We start from the raw sequence: 18131 nt of genomic DNA on the forward strand, positions 1-18131 counted from the left end.
CGCCACGCTCATGGGCAGCGATCAAAACAGTCCCACCAGCCACACCAGTCACGCCACGCCGACCATCACCCGATCACCTACGCTACGTGGCATTGGGCCTCGGCCAGGCCGCGGCCGCGGAGCGCCCACACATCCCAGCACCGGCCCCGCCGTCCTCACCCACCGTCACCAAGCTCCCCAAGCGGAAGTCACAGATGTCTCTGGTGAAGACCGACATGGACGCGCCTCAGGAATAGTGCACCGTTGCTGGCGACCTCCGGGTTGTTTGTGGTTTCTGGCCCTTTACAGAATTACGTGGTTACCGTCGGCGTTTGGTCGTGGTACTTGGTGCGGTCGCCTTTCGGCTTACGGTTTGCTCGGGTCAACGGTCTGTGGTTGCGGTCACAAACCTTTGCCCTTTCGTTCGAGCATATGTACGATTGAGGCAGTCCAATTGATCGGTGCGCTTCGGGGGAGGTGCCGGAAGAATGCTTACCAATGCGCCACATCCGGTGCTCGCCTGCGCCGCTGCAATTGATGCCGCGCTGAAAGATCTCGATGGCGTCGAACCGGTGTTCATGTGCACCGCCGAGAAGGCCGCCTCATTGGTTGAGCTCGCGAGGCTGGAGATCCAGCTGGCAGCGTGGCGGATGCGGGTCATGGCCACTGCGGACGACGTCGCCGAGGACTCCGGTGCCCGGGACGTGGCCGCCTGGCTGGCCCACCACACCCAGTCCAGCCCGAAGGCTTGCCGGGCCGAGCTCCACCTCGCCACCGCGCTCGACACCCGCTGGACCAGGCTGGCGTCGGTGCTTTGCGCCGGCGGGGTGAACCTGGCCCAGGCGCGGGTGATCGCCCGCGCCCTCGACGAACTCCCCGACGACCTCGACCCGGCGCTGCTGGTGCAGGCCGAGGAGCACCTGGTCGAGGCGGCCAAGCACCACGCGCCGGACCAGCTACGAGTGCTCGGGCGACGGATCCTCGATGTGATCGCCCCCGAGGTCGGCGAAGCCGAAGAAGCCAAACAGCTGCAGCGTGAGGAAGAACGCGCTTGGGAGACCACCCGCCTCGCCTTGACCAGACGCGGCGACGGCACCACCCGCTTGAGTGGCGTCCTGCCCGATGCGGCAGCGGTGCGGTTGGCGACCTACCTGGACGCCTTCACCTCACCTCGTAGGCCGCTGGTTGAGGAGGTCGCGCAGCGACCGTCTCGAAACCAAGGCCAAGCCCGCGGCCACGCGTTCATCGCGCTGCTGGAACATCTCGACCCGGCCAAGCTCCCCGACCACGGTGGCGATGCGACTACCGTGATGGTGACCATCGACTACGCCGCACTCACCAAGGACCTCGCGGCAGCGGGACTGGTCGGCACCGACGACAAGATCACCGCCGGCGAGGCACGCCGCCTCGCCTGCACCGCCCAGATCGTGCCGGTCGTGCTGGGCGGCAAGTCCGAGATCTTGGACTTAGGCCGTACCCGCCGACTCTTCTCAAGAGCCCAGCACAAGGCCATGCGGCTACGAGACCGGCGGTGCCGCGGCGAGCATTGCACGATTCCGGCAACCTGGTGTGAGGCCCATCATCTAAAACCGTGGTTAAAGGGCGGAAAGACCGATCTCGCCGACGGCGTACTGCTATGCAGTCACCATCACCACCGAGCGCACGACCCACGCTATTCAACGGAAAGAATGCCAAACGGCGATATCCGATTCCACCGGAGAAACTAATGGGCCGCAACCACAGAGCGTTGACCACGGCGGCGCGCAAGACAAAGGCCGACATTGAGTAGTACCGCAACCAAGAGCTGACGGTGACCACGTAACTCGGTAGTCACCTATCGTGAGGAAGCCAGTGCCTGCTGGGCAGCACTGCGCGCCCCTGCCGGGTCGGCTGCGGAGAGCGCGGCGTCGGCGGCGCGGCGGCAGTCGTCGCTGGTCACAGTGGCGAGCTGGGCGCCGACGGCACGGACGGCGGCACCGGCCATGCTCAGGCTGGTGACGCCGAGGCCGACCAGCACCGTCGCCAGCAGCGGGTCGGCGGCTGCCTCGCCGCAGACCCCGACCGGCTTGTCGGCGGCCCGGCCCGCCTCCGCGGTGATCCGGATCAGCTCCAGTACGGCGGGCTGCCAGGCGTCGGTCAGGTGGGCGAGGTCGGTGGCCATCCGGTCGGCCGCCATCGTGTACTGGGTCAGGTCGTTGGTGCCGATCGAGACGAAGTCGACGACCTCCAGGATCCGCGCGGCATGCAGCGCCGCGGCCGGGATCTCGATCATCACGCCGGGCTTCAGCCCACGCTTGCGGACCTCGGCGGCGAAGGTCGCGGCCTCGTCGACGGTGGCCACCATCGGCGCCATCACCCACGGCTCGGTGCCGGTGCCGCGCGCCGCCAGCGCGATCGCGTCGAGCTGACGGAGCAGCAGGTCCGGGTTGTGCAGTGACAGCCGCAGCCCGCGTACGCCGAGCGCGGGGTTCTCCTCGTCGGCCTGGGTCGCGTAGGCGATCGGCTTGTCCGACCCGGCGTCGAGGGTGCGCACCACGACTGGCCGCTCCGCGCCGAACGCGCCCAGCACCGCGGCGTACACCACGGCCTGCTCCTCGACCGACGGCTCGACAGTGGTGTTGAGGAAGCAGAGCTCGGTACGGAACAGCCCGGAGCCGTCGACCGGCCCGGCCGCCGCCGCTTCGGCCGACTCGCGGTCGCCGACGTTGGCCAGCACCTTGATGCCGACGCCGTCGGCGGTCGCCGCCGGGCCGTTCCAGGCGTCGATCCGGGCCCGTACTTCGCGGTCGGCCGCGACCCGTGCGGCCGCATCGTCGGCGTCGGGGGAGACCTCGACGGTGCCGGCGGCGCCGTCGACGAGTACGTCGGTCCCGGCAGCGACGTCGAGCAGGTCGCGAACGCCGACCACGCACGGCAGGCCGAGCTGCCGGGCGATGATCGCGGTATGGCTGGTCGGGCCGCCCCTCTCGGTGACCAGGGCCAGGATCAGGCTGGGGTCCAGGCCGGCGGTGTCGGCCGGCGCCAGGTCCTCGGCGAGCAGCACTGACGGCACCTCAGGTGTGGGGATGCCGGGTTCGGGTACGCCGACGATCGTGGCAACCAGACGCTTCTCGACGTCGAGCAGGTCGGTGACCCGCTCGGCCATCAGCCCGCCGATCTGGGTGAACGCGCCGACGAACTGCTCGACGGCCGCTCGCACCGCCGGCAGCAGCGACGCGCCGCCCCGCACGTTGGTGGCGACCGCGCCGCGCAGGCCCTTGTCCCGGGCCAGGCCGGCGGTCGCGTGCAGCACCTCGGCCGCCGCGCCGGCCGCCGCGGCGGCCTTCTTCTCCAGACCGTCCGACACCGCGGCCGCTGCCTGGTTGAACGACGACAGTGCCTCCTCGGCGTCGTCCGGTCCGGTGTACGCCGCAATCGCGGCCGGGTCGACCGCCGTCGCGGCGAGGACCGCCGGCGCGAAGACGACGCCGGGTACGACCGGCGTCCCGTGCAGGGTCTTGCTGGCTCGCTCTGTGGCTGGCTTTGTGGCTGGGTTGGTGATCGGGGTCACACCTCACGGTAACCATCTAGACGCTTGACATGCAACATATTCGGGCGTAAAACAACATAAACACAGATCGACTGCGAGGAAGGACGGCGATGATCCTGACCCTGACCGCGAACCCGAGCATCGACCGAGCGGTCCTGCTGAGCACGCCGCTGAAACGGCATGCGGTGCTTCGGTCCGAGGTCGAGCTCGAGCAGGCTGGCGGCAAGGGCGTGAACATCTCCCGTGCCGCGGTCGCGGCCGGCGTGCCGACCCTCGCCGTACTGCCCGCCGCCGCCGACTCCGACTTCGTCCACGAGCTGCAGGCGGCGGGCATCGCCTGTCACCCCGAGGAGCCGGCCGGCCCGGTTCGAGTCAACCTCACGATCACCGAGCCGGACGGCGCCACGACCAAGATCAACTCGCCCGGCGCGACCGTCGACGCGAGTGCGATGAAGCGCCTGTCCGACGCGGTCATCCAGCATGCGGCGGGGGCCGACTGGGTGGTGCTGGCCGGCTCGCTGCCTCCGGGCGCCGACGACGACTGGTACGCCGACCTCATGGTCGAGCTGCGCGGCAGCCGGGTCCGGGTCGCCGTGGATACCTCCGACGGGCCGCTGGTGGCGCTCGGTCGCCGACTGCCCGAGGCGACCCCTGCCCTGCTCAAGCCGAACGCCGAGGAGCTGGCCCAGCTCACCGGCGCTCTCGTCCACGACGCCGACGAGGCCGCCGCGGCGGCGGGGATGCTGGTCGACCGGGGCGCGGGCGCGGTGCTCGCGACGCTCGGGTCCGGCGGCGCCGTACTCGTCGATGCCGAGTCCGCCTGGCTGGCCACTCCGCCGGAGACCCAGGTCGTGAGCACGGTCGGCGCCGGCGACTCCAGCCTGTTCGGCTACCTGCTCGGCGACCTCCGAGGAGCGCCGCCCGACGAGCGGCTCCGCCTGGCCGTCGCCTACGGCACGGCCGCGGTCGGACTCCCCGGCACCACCATCCCGGCGCCGAACCAGATCCGTCCCGAGCGGGTCGACGTACGCCGGCTCGGCTGACCACGAAGCGCACCGACCCAACCACGAGGAGACCGCCATGCACACCGTCACCGCCACCGTCGGATCCGCTGTCGGGCTGCACGCCCGGCCGGCCGCGATCATCGCCGAGGCCGTCGGCGAGCTCGGCTCCGAGGTCCGGATCGGCCTGCCCGGCAAGGACCCCGTCGACGCCAGCTCCTCGCTGCTGATCATGACGCTCGGGGCAGGCAAGGGCGCCGAGGTAGAGGTGTCCGGCGAGGACCAGGCGGCGGTCGAGAAGATCGCCGGCCTGGTCACTCAGGACCTCGACGCCTGACCGACGTGCAGATCTGTGAATCTCTGCATCTTTACCCGATTTATCTGCAGATCGCTCTTGACGACAGATGAAACCAATCATATAAAGGTATCCACAGGGTGTGAGCCAAGCCACACCGAGAGCCACGAAGCAGAAACGGAGTGACCGTCGATGACGATGCCGGACGCATTGGCGAACAAGAACGTCGAGGGCTCGGGAGTACGAGCCCGAGTTCAGCGCTTCGGGGGATATCTCGCGGGCATGATCATGCCCAACATCGGAGCCTTCATTGCCTGGGGCCTGATCACCGCCCTCTTCATCCCCGACGGGTGGCTGCCCAACGAGGACCTGGCCGAGCTCGTCGGCCCGATGATCATCTACCTGCTGCCGCTGCTGATCGGCTACACCGGTGGCCGGATGGTCCACGGCCAGCGCGGTGCCGTCGTCGGTGCCGTCGCCACCATGGGCGTGGTGGTCGGCAGCGACGTGCCGATGTTCCTCGGCGCGATGATCATCGGCCCACTCGCGGCGTACGTCATCAAGCTCGTGGACGACGCCATCCAGGGCAAGGTCGCCACCGGCTTCGAGATGCTGGTCGACAACTTCTCGGCCGGCATCGTCGGCGGTGCGATGGCGATCCTCGGCCGGCTCGCGATCGGACCGGTCGTGGACCGGCTTGTGGAGTGGGTGGAGAACGGCGTCGACTTCCTGGTCGACGAGAACTTGCTGCCGCTGGCGTCGATCTTCGTCGAGCCGGCCAAGGTGCTGTTCCTCAACAACGCCGTCAACCACGGCGTACTCACCCCGCTCGGCACCATTGAGTCCCAGGAGGCCGGCCGGTCCATCCTGTTCATGGTCGAGTCGAACCCCGGTCCCGGCCTCGGCATCCTGCTGGCCTACATGTTCTTCGGGCCGCGTTCACTGCGGCCGACGGCGCCGGGCGCGATCATCATCCAGTTCCTCGGCGGCATCCACGAGATCTACTTCCCGTACATCCTGATGAAGCCGAAGCTGATCCTCGCGCCGATCGCCGGCGGCGCGTCCGCACTCATGGTCGGGACGCTGCTGGACGCGGGCCTGGTGAGCGCGCCGGCGCCGGGAAGCATCTTCGCCTACTTCGCGGTGACCCCGAAGGGCGGCTACTTCGACATGCTGGCGGTGGTGGTGGTCGGAGCCGGGGTGAGCTTCGCCGTCGCTTCGGCACTGATGGGCTTCGGCCGCGGGGAGCGGGACGAGGAGCCAGCTCTTCCCGAAGCGGCCGCTGCCTGATCCGTCTGACGACAGCCTGATGACCCGACGCTCGAGCCAAGAGGAAGGAACCCACTGATGCCATCGGTGAACGGAGCCGACGTACGCAAGGTGGTGATCGCGTGCGACGCCGGGATGGGCAGCAGCGTGATGGTCGCCAGCACGCTGTCCAAGAAGCTGAAGAAGTACGACGTCGCAGTCGTGCACATGCCCGTGAACGAGATCCCGGCCGACACCCCGGTGGTGCTCTGCCACGCCGGGCTCGCCGACAGGGCGAGGAGCATCGCTCCGGGGGCGGTGATCGTGCCCTTCCAGATGTTCATGGGCGATCCTGCGTTCGCGAAGGTGGAGAACGCCATCAAGGGCGGTGGGGTCCTTGAGTCCTGACACCCAGCAGGTGTTGGGCGCGGACGCCGTACGCCTCGGCCTGGCCGCGACCGACCGGCTCGACGCGTTGCGCCAGTGCGGGGCGGTGCTCGTCGAGGTCGGCGCGGCCACCGAGGCGTACGCCGAGGCGATCCTCGAGCGCGAGGAGTCGGTCTCGACGTACATGGGCGAAGGGGTGGCCATCCCGCACGGCACCGACGCCAGCCGGGAACACATCAAACGCGCGGCGCTCGCCGTACTCCAGTTCCCCGACGGGGTCGACTGGGGCGGCCACCAGGTCCAGCTCTGCATCGCGATCGCGTCGCGGAGCGACGAGCACATCAGCCTGCTTCAGTCGCTGGCGATGGTGCTCACCGACAAGCAGAGGGCAGCCAGGCTGCGCGAGACGAACGACATCGACGAGGTGCTCACACTGCTGGCACCCCAAGCTGAGGAGGACGACGACTGATGAAGGCGCTGCGTTTCTACGCACCGGAGGACGTACGCCTGGAGGAGGTCCCAGAGCCCAGTTGCGGGCCCGACGAGATCAAGCTTCGGGTCCGCAACTGTTCCACCTGCGGCACCGATGTGAAGATCTTCCACAACGGCCACCAGAACCTCAGCCCGCCGCGGACCATGGGCCACGAGATCGCCGGTGAGGTGGTCGAGGTCGGCGCGAACGTCGACGGCTGGACCGCCGGCGACCGGGCGCAGGTGATCGCGGCGGTGCCGTGCGGCGACTGCTACGAGTGCCGCAAGGGCTGGATGGCGGTCTGCCAGAACCAGACCTCGGTCGGCTACCAGTACGACGGCGGCTTCGCCGAGTACGTCGTCGTACCCCGCGAGGTGCTGAAGGTCGACGGCCTGAACCGGATCCCCGACAACATCGGGTACGACGAGGCGTCGGTCGCCGAGCCGTTCGCCTGCGCGATCAACGCGCAGGAGCTGATCAGCGTCGGCGAGGGCGACACCGTGGTGGTGTTCGGCGCCGGCCCGATCGGCTGCATTCACATCAGGCTCGCGCGGGCCAGCGGCGCCGAGCGGATCTTCCTGATCGACGTCAACGCCGAGCGGCTCGCGATGTCGGCCGACGCGGTCAAGCCCGACGAGGTGATCGACGGCAGCCAGGTCGACGTGGTCGAGCGGGTCATGGAGCTCACCGACGGCCGCGGTGCCGACGTGGTGATCACCGCGACCGCCGCCAATGTCGCCCAGGAGCAGGCGATCCGGATGTCCGCACGGCGCGGGCGGATCTCGTTCTTCGGCGGGCTGCCGAAGACCAACCCGTTCATCTCCTGCGACTCCAACCTTGTCCACTACCGCGAGCTGATGATCATGGGCGCCAACGGGTCGGCCCCGTCCCACAACAAGCGCGCGCTGGAGCTGATCTCCACCGGACAGGTGCCGGTCAAGGACCTGATCACCGCACGGCTGCCGCTGGAGCGGGTTCTCGACGCGTTCGGGATCGTGCAACGCGGCGAGGCGATCAAGGTCACCGTCGAGCCGTGATGGTCGACGCCGAGGGCTCACGCGCTGCGCGCCGCTCATCACGCACGCTGGCGGCGTTGCCGTCGCTCGACGGGCCGCCGGCCCGCCTTCGCTCCGGCGCCTTGCCAGCGCACGCGCTGAGCGACGCTCGCATGCGCGAGCCCTCGGCGTCGACCATCTAGGCCACCCCTAACATGGCCCTCATGTACGCCGTCGAGAGGCAGCAGGCCATCGCCGAACTGGTCGCCCAGCGAGGCAGGCTGTCGGTCAACGAGCTCGCCGAGGAGTACGGCGTGACCACCGAGACCGTCCGCCGGGACCTCGACGTACTCGAGCAGGCGGGCCTGCTCAAGCGGGTGCACGGCGGCGCCGTCCGGGCGCAGAGCGTGACCGCGCTCGAGCTCGCCCTGACCGAGCGGACGCGAGAGCACACCGGCGAGAAGGACCTGATCGCCAAGGCGGCGGTCGGGTTCCTGCCGCAGGCCAACGGCGCGATCATCCTCGACGCCGGCACCAGCACCGGCCGGCTGGCGGCGCTGCTGCCCGGCGACCGCCCGCTGACGGTGCTCACCAACTCGGTGCCGATCGCGGCGCGGGTGGCCGGCTCGCAGACCATCGCGCTCAACCTGCTGCCCGGGCGGGTCCGACCGACCACCCAGGCGGCGGTCGGCGAGGAGATGGTCGCCGCATTGTCGGTGCTGCGTGCCGACGTCGCGTTCATGGGCACCAACGGCCTCTCGCTCGGCCACGGCCTCAGCACGCCGGACCCGAGCGAGGCGGCGGGGAAGAAGGCGATGATCGCCTCGGCCCACCGCGTCGTCGTACTCGCCGACTCCTCGAAGTTCGGGGTGGAGACGACGGTCCGGTTCGCCGCGCTGACCGACATCGACGTGGTGATCACCGACGCCGCGGCCCCCGAGGACCAGGTGGCGGCGCTCCGCGAGCTCGGCGTCGAGGTCGTTGTCGCCTGAACCACGCGCCCTAGTGGGTATCTCCGGAAGTTCGTCGGGGTCTGAGCGGCCAGGGCACGCACATCGCTGCGTTGTCGTCGGTCGACGGGCCACCGGCCCGCCTCCTTCCGACGCCTTGCGCTGCACGCACCCTGACCACTCATACCCACGAAGAACTTCCGGAGATACCCACTAGAGCCGGGACCTGCCCTCCCAGCCGGTCCGCGGCGCAGCGATGCCGAAGAACGCGCCGACCGTCGGGGCCACGTCGATCGTGCTGGCCCAGGCGGTCCGTACACCGTGGTCGACTCGCGGGTGCCCGCCAGAGAGGAAGAACGGGATCGGCCGGGTCGCGGGGTGGCCGTGGTTGCCAGGGATCGGGTTGTCCAGCAGGCCCGGGTCGCTGAACCGCCAGCCGGCCTTGCAGAAGACGACGACGTCGCCGCCGCGCGCGCCCAGCCGCAGCCATGAGGTGGCGGCGCGATCGTGTGCGGCGAGTACGCCGTCGTGGCTCATCGCCAGCCGGCGCATGGTGGCGATCGCCGCGGTCTTCTCGGAGGCGGAGCCAGTCCAGTAGACCAGGTCCGCACCGCCGTTGTCGGCGATCACATAGCGGCCAGCCAGCATCGGGTCCGCGTCGTAGAGCGGGGCCAGGCTGACCACCTTGTCGGGCGTGGACCAGTCCATCGAGTGGTCGGCGAGGACCACGATCAGCGAGTGCTGCCAGCGGCCGGTGGCCTTCAGCAGGTCCACGAACTTCTTGATCTCGTTGTCGACCCGGCCGAGCGCCGAGGTGCGGGCGGCGCGCAGTGTGGTCCCGGTGAGGTCCATGTGCCCCATCCGGTCGACCGAGCCGAGGTTGACGAACATGAAGTGCGGGTCGAACTGCTTCACCATCGCGGTCGCAGCGTCCATGGTGAACGCGTCCGGGGCGTGCCCGGAGATCGGCACGACCGGAAACGGCTCCCAGCGGTGGGTGGCGCGGGCGCTGAAGACGCCGTACAGGTACTCCTTCGACAGCACCGTGCCGGTCGTCCGCCCGCTCCGGTTGACCTGCTCGATCAGCGTGGCGACCCTGACGTCGGAGGGCCGATCCATCTTCCGCACCGCGCGCAGACTGCGGTCGTAGATCTCGTTGGCGGGTACGCCGCTGCGGTCCGGCTTGACGCCGGTCATCATCATCACGTGATTCGGGAGCGTCTCGAATACCGGCAGCGACCTCGCCCGCGGGTACCACAGCCCGCGGTCGCGCAGCGCCTTGACGGTGGGCATCCGGCCGCCACCGATCTCGTCGGGCCGACAGCCGTCGATCACCAGCACGTAGGCTCGCCGCTTTGCCGCCGCCGCGGGTGCCGCGCCGGGCATCGACGAGAACATCAGCGCCGCGCCGCCGGCGCCGGCCACCTTCAGGACGGTACGGCGGTCCAGCCGGCGGCGTACCGCCTCGGTCTCGCTCATCCCGCGCTCACCGGCCTCGAGACCGGGTGCACCTTCTGGGTGCCGGTGGCCGTGGCCCAGGACGCGGTCCAGGTCGCGCCCGCCGTCCGGCTGGTGCGGTCACCGACCACGTAGTAGTCCATCTGCGCGCGGCGCGCGGTGAGGTCGAGGATCGAGAAGCCGTGGTCGTCGAAGTTGAGGTACTTCACGTGCCGGTTGGCCGCGGTGAGGATGCCCTCGACCGCGAGGCTGGCGGTACGCCGCGGCGCACCGAGGATGTCCTTGAGGTTGTTCGACGTCACCGAGGTGGTCACGAACTCCACACCGACGGTCTGGGTGAGCGGGTAGAGCGCCTTGTCCGCCGGCAGCTCGGCCGCCCACGCGGAGTGGATGTCGCCGGTGACGAAGACGGTGTTCTCAACACCGTGGTCGCGCAGGTGCCTGAAGATCTGCCGGCGGTCGTGGGTGTAGCCGTCCCACTGGTCGACGTTGTACGGCGCCCCGTCGGCGGGCAGCAGCCCGGTGACGTCGTTGACCGGGTCGATCAGGTCGGCCGGCAGCCCGCCGAGGGTGATCGGGGTGATCATCACCGGGTTGCCGACCACCTTCCACAGCGCGCGGTGCTGGCTCAGCGACGTCTTCAGCCAGGCCAGCTGAACGTCACCGGCGATGGACCGGTCGGGATCGGACACCGAGCCGTCGACCAGCGGGTACGCCGCCTGCTTGCTGCGGTAGGTCCGCAGATCGAGCATGCTCAGCTCGGCGAGCTTGCCGAACCGCAGCCGGCGGAACAGCCGGGTGCCGTCGCCGGGCGCCGCCGTACCGTTCATCCGCACCGGCATCCACTCGTCGTACGCGCGGTGCGCCCGCGCCCGCCGGGCGCTCCAGACGCCCTCGGCCGGCTGGTGGTTCTCGGCGCCGCCACTCCACGCGTCGTTGGCGGACTCGTGGTCGTCCCAGGTCACGATGAACGGGTAGCGCGCGTGCAGGCTCTGCAGGTCGGCGTCCCGCTTGTACTGCGCGTGCCGGCGCCGGTAGTCGGCCAGCGAGATCATCTCGTGGGCCGGCACGTGGCGCCGTACGTCGACGTTGCCCTGGCCGTAGCCGTACTCGCCGGGGCCGTACTCGTAGAGGTAGTCGCCGAGGTGCAGGATCGCGTGCAGGTCGTCGCGCTTGGCGAGGTGCCGGTAGGCGCTGAACCAGCCGGCCTGCAGGTTGGCGCAGGACACCACGCCGAACCTGACGTTGGCCGGGCTGGCGTCGGTCGCCGGTGCGGTGCGGGTCCGGCCGACCCGGCTGGAGACGCCGCGGTAGCGGAACCGGTAGTAGTACCAGCGCGCGGGCGCCAGCCCGGTCGCGTCGACCTTGATCGTGTGGTCGCGGCGCGGCCCGGTCTGCCAGCTCCCTTGGCTCACGACGTGCCGGAACGCCTGGTCAGTGGCGACCTGCCAGGTGCCGTGCGCGCCCGGCCCCTGGCCCGAGCCCGGCGTCGCGGCCGCGGTCGGGGTCAGCCGGGTCCACAGGACCACGGCGTGCGGGAGCGGGTCGCCCGAGGCGACGCCGTGCTTGAAGTAGCGGTTGGCCGCGGCCTCGGTCGGCGACTGGGCCGCACCGGTCAGCGCGAGCGCCCCCGCAGCGGCGCCGCCGGCGAGTACGGCGCGGCGCGGGAAGGTTCCATCGGTGAGGGCAGGGGAGTCGGTCACACCCGGTCAACGGCCGGCGACTCAGATCGTGACGACTCCCCAGCCGTTGTGCATGGGGAGTTCACACGTCGTTACCGCTGGTTGGGCCTACATCCTCCGAAGCACCGCGGTGACCTTGCCGAGGATGGTCGCGTTGGTGCCGTCGATCGGGTCGTAGGACTCGTTGTGGGGCAGCAGCCAGACCTTGCCGTCCTTGCGCTGGAAGGTCTTGACGGTCGCCTCGCCCTCGATCATCGCGGCCACGATCTCGCCGTTCACCGCGGTCGGCTGCTGGCGGACCACGACGTAGTCGCCGCTGCAGATCGCGGCGTCGATCATCGAGTCGCCGGAGACCTCCAGCAGGAACAGGGTGCCCTCGCCCACCAGCGTCTTCGGCAGCGGGAAGATGTCCTCCACGCGCTCCTCGGCCAGGATCGGGCCGCCGGCGGCGATCCGGCCGACCACCGGGACGTACGCCGCCTCCGGCCGTGCGTCGCCGACACCGGTCTCGTCGAACGACGGCTCGTCGGCCGCTGAGATCGAGCGCCGGGCCGCCATCACCTCGGGCAGGAACACCTCGATCGCGCGCGGGCGGTTGGGGTCGCGCTTGAGGAAGCCCTTCTCCTCCAGCGTCTTCAGCTGGTGGGCGACCGACGATGAGCTGGTCAGCCCGACCAGCTCGCCGATCTCGCGCATGCTCGGCGGGAACCCGCGGTGCTCGATGGAGTCACGGATGACGTTGAGGACGCGCTGCTGGCGCGGGGTCAGCCCGGTCGCGTCCGGTGGCCCGTCCGGCAGCTCGCTCACCTTGGCACGCTCGTCGTCGCCGCTGGACCTGGTCGATGCCATCGAATGCTCCGTCTCGCCGATGTGAAGGGCCTGTGCTTGTGGCTGAAGTTTGTGACAGTCACACGCTAGCCCTGTACACCGGTGTTCTTCAAACACCTGTTCGAACACGCGTGTCGCGGGCCCATCTTCCCCGGCACGCGCGCGACACCTCGAACATTTGTTCGCTCGGGACTTGATTCGGTTCGAACAGATGATCTAACGTCGTACATGTGTTCGATCGAACGTCTGCTCGATCGGCTCGACCGGCAGAACTGTCGGTGGTGGCCGGTAGACATTCGATCAGCGCAAGAGGCGCCACCTTCCCCGAGGAGTCCCGATGAGCACGATCACCGCCAGCCCGAGTGTGTACGCCGCCAAGTCTCGCCCCGCTCCGCGCGGCGGCCAGGTGCGGCTGACGCGACGTGGCCGGTTGGTCGTGTTCGCCTTCGCGCTTGCGGTCGTGCTCGCGTTGGCGGTGCTCTGGGGGCAGCCGACCATCGCGACCGAGCGGCCGCAGGAGACGCGGACCGTAACTGTGGCTCCGGGCGAGACCCTCTGGGGCATCGCCGCGGAGGTGGCCGAGCCGGGCGAGACCCGGTCGATGGTGGAGCAGATCCGCCGCCTCAACGATCTCGACTCGGCGATGGTGCTCGCCGGTCAGCGACTCAGGGTGCCGGTCACCGACTGAGGCTGTATCCAAAGTTCTGGCACAAGACTCCCGCAGGCCGCCTCGACCCCGGCCGGCGGGCTGTTGGGGAAGCGAAGGGCGGGCCGCCTCAGGCGGCCCGCCCTTCCGTATGTGCTTGGCTGCGTCAGCTGGCGCGGCGGCGACCGCCCTGTGGCGGGACCGCGGGGAGGTTGGCGGTGGTGTCGCCGCTGAAGTCGGTGGTGTAGTCCGGCGCGGGTCGCTCGATCAGTCCCAGCGCCCGCAGGAGCCGGGCGATCAGCATCAGGCCGGTGAACAGGCAGGCCACGGCGCCCAGCGAAGCGGTGCCGAGGTAGATCCAGGAGGCGTCGTCGCCGCCGCGCGCGGTGCTGCCGAACTCGATCGCGGCCCAGACCAGGTATCCCCAGGCGGCCACGCAGAGCACGACCGCAGTGGCGAGTACGAAGGTGGCCGGGCGCAGCTTCGGCTTCTGCTTGGCGGCGCGCCGAGCCCCCGCTCGCTTGCCAGCCCCGTGTGCCACCGGGCCATTGTGACCGACAGCGTCAACCTGGGTGAACAGTGGCTGTCAGAGCGGGCCTGTCGGCGGCGGCGTCGAGCCGATGTCGAGCCGATGTCGAGCCGATGTCGAGCCGATGCCGACGTGCCCGCGACATGCCGGCGACACGCCCGGTGCCGGACCGCTTTGTCGGCCCTGACCTGGGCATTTGCGGGCCGCTCCCGGCAAGTTGGAGATTCCTTGTTTCCACTAGTTGCGTACCGTCGCGCCTCGGCGTACGGTTACCACTACATCTAGTAGTTACACCGTTGTAGTTATCCACATCTAGTTCCACAGATGTCGGCTAGTTGCACACAGGAAGCCGCTGGTTGTCCCCAGGTGATCCACAACCAACCCGTTTCAAGCAGCCCCGCGAGGGGTGTGGCGGAGCCTTGCTTCCGGCCGCTCCTTACCCGGCTCTGACGGGCACAAATTGTCGGTGCCTGGTGTTGAACTAGAGACGTGACAGACACCGCTGGCCGGGCGCGACGAGCCCGGCGGACGACGAAGGAGGAGTGGCCCGGATGCACTGTCCCTACTGCCGCAACTCCGACACCCGCGTCCTCGACAGCCGGGTCGCCGAGGACGGCGGCCAGATCCGCCGGCGGCGTACCTGCCAGGCGTGCGGCAAGCGGTTCAGCACCGTCGAGCAGATGCAGCTGACGGTGCTCAAGCGGTCCGGCGCGACCGAGCCGTTCACCCGCGAGAAGGCGATCGCCGGGGTGCGGAAGGCGTGCAAGGGCCGGCCGGTGACCGAGGATGAGCTCGCCTGCCTCGGCCAGAAGGTCGAGGATGCGCTGCGCAGCGTGGGCTGGGCGGAGGTGCCCACTCACGAGGTGGGGCTGGCGATCCTCGGACCGCTGCGAGAACTCGACGAGGTGGCCTACCTCCGCTTCGCGAGCGTCTACCGGGCTTTCGAGTCCGCCGATGACTTCGAGGCCGAGATCGCCGTTCTCCGAGCCGAGCGAGGAGAAGGAAGTCCGGTGGTTGAGGCGCCCGACGCGTCAGCGGCGGGCCTCGAAACCCTCCGCGCGGAGCGTGATGCGGTCCCCCTCTCCCTGGTCGATGGAGCAAGCCAGGGATCCGCGCGTGACCCGGAGCGGGTCGCGAGCGGATAACACAGACCGCCCGGCACGCCGTGGGGAAGCGGCGTGCCGGGTGCTCCACCCCACAGCAGAGGCAACACCAGTAGTACGCAGGGTCGACGAAGAGCAGTTCACAGCGGGACCACTACGGAGGAGAGTCCATGACCGAAACGGTGAGCGGAAGCACGGGCGCTCGCGCGACGGGCACCAAGGGTGGCCTGAAGATCAAGCGGATCTTCAGCACCAAGGGCGTGCACCCGTACGACGAGATCACCTGGGAGCGTCGCGACGTCGTACAGACCAACTGGAAGACCGGCGAGACGGTCTTCGAGCAGCGGGGCGCCGAGTTCCCCGACTTCTGGAGCGTCAACGCCTCCACGATCGTCACGACCAAGTACTTCCGCGGCGCCGTCGGCACCGACGTCCGTGAGTGGAGCCTCAAGCAGCTCATCGACCGAGTGGTGAAGACCTACCGCGCCTCCGGTGAAGAGAACGGCTACTTCGCGACCGCGGTCGACGCCGAGACGTTCGAGCACGAGCTCACCTGGCTGCTGGTCCACCAGTACTTCTCGTTCAACTCTCCGGTCTGGTTCAACGTCGGCACCCAGTCGCCGCAGCAGGTCTCCGCGTGCTTCATCCTCAGCGTCGACGACTCGATGGACTCGATCCTCAACTGGTACAAGGAAGAGGGCTTCATCTTCAAGGGCGGCTCCGGCGCCGGCCTCAACCTGTCGCGGATCCGCTCGTCCAAGGAGCTGCTGTCCAGCGGCGGTACGGCGAGCGGCCCAGTCTCCTTCATGCGCGGCGCGGATGCCTCTGCCGGCACCATCAAGTCCGGCGGCGCGACCCGCCGGGCGGCGAAGATGGTCGTGCTCGACGTCGACCACCCCGACATCGAGGAGTTCGTGCAGACCAAGGCGCGCGAGGAGGACAAGATCCGCGCGCTGCGCGACGCCGGCTTCGACATGGACCTCGGCGGCCACGACATCACCTCGGTCCAGTACCAGAACGCCAACAACTCGGTCCGGGTGACCGACGAGTTCATGCGCGCGGTCGAGGACGGCACCGAGTTCGGCCTCCGCGGCCGCAAGACCGGTGAGGTGATCGAGACCGTCGACGCCCGCGAGCTGTTCAAGAAGATCAGCAAGGCCGCGTGGGAGTGCGCCGACCCGGGCCTCCAGTACGACGACACCATCAACGACTGGCACACCAACCCGGAGACGGGCCGGATCACCGCGTCCAACCCGTGCTCGGAGTACATGTCGCTGGACAACTCCTCGTGCAACCTGGCCTCGCTGAACCTGCTGAAGTTCCTCAAGGACGACGACACCTTCGACGCCCAGCGGTTCGCCCAGGCGGTCGAGCTGATCATCACCGCGATGGACATCTCGATCTGCTTCGCCGACTTCCCGACCGAGGCGATCGGCCAGACCACCCGCGACTACCGCCAGCTCGGCATCGGCTACGCCAACCTCGGTGCGCTGCTGATGGCGATGGGCCTGGGCTACGACTCCGACGGTGGCCGCTCGATGGCCGCCGCGATCACCTCGCTGATGACCGGTACGTCGTACAAGCGGTCGGCGGAGCTGGCCGGCATCGTCGGCCCGTACACCGGCTACGCCCGCAACGTCGAGGCCCACAAGCGGGTGATGCGCAAGCACCAGGCCGCCAACGACGCGACCCGCACGATGCACGTGGCCGACGCGAGGGTGCACAAGCTGGCCACGGCCGCGTGGGACGCGGTGATCAAGACCGGTGAGCGCAACGGCTTCCGCAACGCCCAGGCCTCGGTGCTCGCGCCGACCGGGACCATCGGCTTCATGATGGACTGCGACACCACCGGCATCGAGCCCGACTTCTCGCTGGTCAAGTTCAAGAAGCTGGTCGGCGGCGGCTCGATGCAGATCGTCAACCAGACCATCCCGCGGGCGCTGAAGAAGCTGGGCTACCAGCCGGAGCAGACCGAGGCGATCGTCGCCTACATTGCCGAGCACGGCCACGTGATCGACGCGCCCGGGCTGAAGACCGAGCACTACGAGGTGTTCGACACCGCGATGGGCGCCCGGGCGCTGAAGCCGATGGGTCACGTGCGGATGATGGCCGCGGCGCAGCCGTTCCTGTCCGGCGCGATCTCGAAGACCGTGAACCTGCCGGAGTCGGCCACGGTCGAGGAGATCGAGGACATCTACATCCAGTCCTGGAAGCTCGGCCTCAAGGCGACCGCGGTCTACCGCGACAACTGCAAGGTCGGCCAGCCGATGTCGTCCGGCAAGGGCGAGAACAAGGGCACCGACAGCAACGTCTCGACCGAGGTCGCGGAGCCGGTGATCGAGAAGGTCATCGAGTACCGGCCGACCCGCAAGCGGCTGCCCAAGACCCGCAGCTCGCAGACCACCTCGTTCACGGTCGGCGGTGCCGAGGGCTACATGATCTCCGGCGCCCACGACGACGGGTCGCTCGGCGAGATCTTCCTCAAGCTCGGCAAGCAGGGCTCGACGCTCGCCGGTGTGATGGACGCGTTCTCGATCGCGGTGTCGGTCGGCCTGCAGTACGGCGTACCGCTGGAGACCTACGTCTCGAAGTTCACCAACCTGCGGTTCGACCCGGCCGGCATGACCGACGACCCGGACGTGCGGATGGCGCAGTCGATCATGGACTACATCTTCCGCCGGCTGGCGCTGGACTACCTCTCCTTCGAGGACCGCTCCGCCCTCGGCATCTACTCCGCCGAGGAGCGGCAGCGCCACCTCGAGACCGGCTCCTACGAGCCGATCGAGGTCAGCGAGCCGGAGTCCCTGAAGTCCAGCGAGCCCGTCGAGGTGGTCATCGAGACCACGGAGGTCGTTGCCAAGCCGGCCCCGGCCGAGGCGCACACCTCGGCCGAGCTGCTGGAGAAGATCACCGGCACCGCCGTCGACAGCCCGCTCTGTTTCACCTGCGGCACCAAGATGCGCCCCGCCGGCTCCTGCTACGTCTGCGAAGGCTGCGGCAGCACCTCCGGCTGCAGCTGACCCAACATT

13 protein-coding genes and 1 pseudogene are annotated in these 18131 nt (G+C 69.1%); 9 read left to right on the plus strand and 5 right to left on the minus strand.

From position 1 onward, the window contains the following. The first annotated feature begins 467 nt into the window (after nucleotides 1–467). Nucleotides 468–1706: an HNH endonuclease signature motif containing protein gene (locus DDV73_RS03285; protein ID WP_109505824.1), complete on the plus strand. Its 1239-nt coding sequence runs from the start codon at nucleotides 468–470 to the stop codon at nucleotides 1704–1706. Between the two features lie 107 nt (nucleotides 1707–1813). Here the strand turns inward: DDV73_RS03285 and DDV73_RS03290 are convergent, their stop codons facing one another. Further along, nucleotides 1814–3529, minus strand: a complete 1716-nt coding sequence (locus tag DDV73_RS03290) for a phosphoenolpyruvate--protein phosphotransferase (RefSeq protein WP_240617093.1) — start codon at nucleotides 3527–3529, stop codon at nucleotides 1814–1816. An 89-nt stretch (nucleotides 3530–3618) separates the two neighbouring features. Between DDV73_RS03290 and DDV73_RS03295 the strand changes: the two genes are divergently transcribed. From DDV73_RS03295 to DDV73_RS03325, 5 genes and pseudogenes are all read left to right on the plus strand, one after another. Continuing rightward, nucleotides 3619–4551: a 1-phosphofructokinase family hexose kinase gene (locus tag DDV73_RS03295; RefSeq protein WP_109505825.1), complete on the plus strand. Its 933-nt coding sequence runs from the start codon at nucleotides 3619–3621 to the stop codon at nucleotides 4549–4551. Between the two features lie 37 nt (nucleotides 4552–4588). Next, nucleotides 4589–4846 carry an HPr family phosphocarrier protein gene (locus DDV73_RS03300; RefSeq protein WP_109505826.1) on the plus strand — a complete coding sequence of 86 codons (258 nt, stop codon included), beginning with the start codon at nucleotides 4589–4591 and terminating at the stop codon, nucleotides 4844–4846. A 150-nt stretch (nucleotides 4847–4996) separates the two neighbouring features. After that, a pseudogene (locus DDV73_RS29570) lies at nucleotides 4997–6908 on the plus strand (PTS mannitol transporter subunit IICBA). Beyond that, nucleotides 6908–7948 carry a zinc-dependent dehydrogenase gene (locus DDV73_RS03320; protein WP_109505829.1) on the plus strand — a complete coding sequence of 347 codons (1041 nt, stop codon included), beginning with the start codon at nucleotides 6908–6910 and terminating at the stop codon, nucleotides 7946–7948. The pseudogene DDV73_RS29570 and the gene DDV73_RS03320 overlap by 1 nt, the downstream one beginning before the upstream one ends. Before the next feature lie 182 nt (nucleotides 7949–8130). Further along, a complete protein-coding gene (locus DDV73_RS03325) occupies nucleotides 8131–8898 on the plus strand; it encodes a DeoR/GlpR family DNA-binding transcription regulator (RefSeq protein ID WP_109505830.1) in 768 nt (255 codons plus the stop codon). Nucleotides 8899–9069: 171 nt separating this feature from the next. Here the strand turns inward: DDV73_RS03325 and DDV73_RS03330 are convergent, their stop codons facing one another. The 3 genes from DDV73_RS03330 to lexA all read right to left on the minus strand — a co-directional run bounded on the left by DDV73_RS03330 (nucleotide 9070) and on the right by lexA (nucleotide 12845). Further along, a complete protein-coding gene (locus DDV73_RS03330; RefSeq protein WP_109505831.1) occupies nucleotides 9070–10335 on the minus strand; it encodes an alkaline phosphatase family protein in 1266 nt (421 codons plus the stop codon). Next, a complete protein-coding gene (locus tag DDV73_RS03335; protein ID WP_109505832.1) occupies nucleotides 10332–12017 on the minus strand; it encodes an alkaline phosphatase D family protein in 1686 nt (561 codons plus the stop codon). Before DDV73_RS03335 ends, DDV73_RS03330 begins: the two co-directional genes overlap by 4 nt. Nucleotides 12018–12104: 87 nt before the next feature. Further along, on the minus strand, nucleotides 12105–12845 hold the full coding sequence (gene lexA, locus DDV73_RS03340) for a transcriptional repressor LexA (RefSeq protein ID WP_109505833.1): 741 nt from the start codon (nucleotides 12843–12845) through the stop codon (nucleotides 12105–12107). A gap of 316 nt (nucleotides 12846–13161) precedes the next feature. On the opposite strand from lexA, the gene DDV73_RS03345 reads away from it, so the two are divergent. Next, nucleotides 13162–13512 carry a LysM peptidoglycan-binding domain-containing protein gene (locus DDV73_RS03345; RefSeq protein ID WP_109505834.1) on the plus strand — a complete coding sequence of 117 codons (351 nt, stop codon included), beginning with the start codon at nucleotides 13162–13164 and terminating at the stop codon, nucleotides 13510–13512. Between the two features lie 124 nt (nucleotides 13513–13636). On the opposite strand, the gene DDV73_RS03350 is transcribed toward DDV73_RS03345, so the two are convergent. Next, complete coding sequence (locus DDV73_RS03350; protein ID WP_109505835.1) at nucleotides 13637–14011, minus strand: hypothetical protein; 375 nt, start codon at nucleotides 14009–14011, stop codon at nucleotides 13637–13639. 539 nt (nucleotides 14012–14550) lie between these two features. On the opposite strand from DDV73_RS03350, the gene nrdR reads away from it, so the two are divergent. Both nrdR and DDV73_RS03360 read left to right on the plus strand, forming a co-directional pair. Continuing rightward, nucleotides 14551–15144, plus strand: a complete 594-nt coding sequence (nrdR, locus tag DDV73_RS03355) for a transcriptional regulator NrdR (RefSeq protein ID WP_109505836.1) — start codon at nucleotides 14551–14553, stop codon at nucleotides 15142–15144. Nucleotides 15145–15272: 128 nt separating this feature from the next. After that, nucleotides 15273–18122, plus strand: a complete 2850-nt coding sequence (locus tag DDV73_RS03360; RefSeq protein WP_109505837.1) for a vitamin B12-dependent ribonucleotide reductase — start codon at nucleotides 15273–15275, stop codon at nucleotides 18120–18122. Nucleotides 18123–18131 lie beyond the last annotated feature (9 nt).

It is taken from the genome of Nocardioides speluncae (assembly GCF_003121585.1).
In the GTDB taxonomy this organism is placed as follows: Bacteria; Actinomycetota; Actinomycetes; order Propionibacteriales; family Nocardioidaceae; genus Nocardioides; species Nocardioides speluncae.